The organism is Actinacidiphila sp. bgisy160 (genome assembly GCF_057707815.1).
Genome location: NZ_JBYIQW010000142.1, coordinates 1 through 889 on the forward strand (window position 1 = coordinate 1; position 889 = coordinate 889).

Consider the following 889-nt stretch of genomic DNA (forward strand, 5'->3'; position numbering starts at 1 on the left):
ACTGATCGTTTCAGAATGAGATCGGCGTGTCGGCTGGCAGTCAGTGATCTTCGTCGGCAGGGTCTGCGGGGTGTCCGATGATCTTGTCCCTGATGACCTGTGGGAACGTATAGCCCCGCTGCTGCCGCCGCAGCCCGAGCGAAGGCACCGGCACCCAGGCCGACTTCGGGTGCCTGACCGTGTTGCACTGGCGGGCATTGTCTACGTGCTGCGCAAGGGGGTGGCCTGGCGGGACGTCCCTGCCAGCGTGGTGGGCTGCTCGGGCGTCACCGCCTGGCGCCGCCTGCGAGACTGGACCGAAGCCGGAGTCTGGCCCCGGCTGCACACGGAACTCCTTGCCGAACTGCGCAAGACCGGCTTGCTCGAGATGGACGACTGCGCGATCGACGGCTCCCACGTCAGGGCCCTCAAAGGGGGGATCACGTCGGGCCTTCACCGGTCGACCGAGCCCGCCCCGGCTCCAAACACCACCTGATCGTCGACCGCCGCGGCACCCCGCTGGCCGTGTCCGTCACCGGCGGGAACCGGCATGACGTGACGCAACTGATCCCGCTGCTGGACGCGATCCCCCGAATACGGGGACTTCAAGGGCGTCCGCGCAGCAAGCCCAAGCGGCTATTTGCCGACCGCGGCTACGACTACGACAAGTACCGCCGGCTGCTATGGAAGCGCGGCATCAAGCCCCTCATCGCCCGACGCGGCGTCGCCCATGGCTCCGGCCTGGGCAAAACCCGCTGGGTCGTCGAGCGCACCTTCGCCTGGCTCCACCAGTTCAAACGACTCCGGACCCGCTACGAACGCCGCGCCGACCTCCACCAGGGCCTCCTGGAACTCGCCTGCAGCATCATCTGCCTCCGACGACTCCGCACGTCATTCTGAAACGATCAGT

The 889-nt window shown here is 67.3% G+C and carries 1 protein-coding gene; it reads left to right on the forward strand.

The window, feature by feature from the left end; translation table 11 throughout:
- The first annotated feature begins 70 nt into the window (after positions 1 to 70).
- Positions 71 to 879 (forward strand): IS5 family transposase gene (locus tag AC3EUJ_RS37200; protein WP_431969427.1). Its coding sequence is split into 2 segments (ribosomal slippage): positions 71 to 410 and positions 410 to 879, totalling 810 coding nucleotides; the frame shifts between segments, so codons are not numbered across the junction.
- Positions 880 to 889 lie beyond the last annotated feature (10 nt).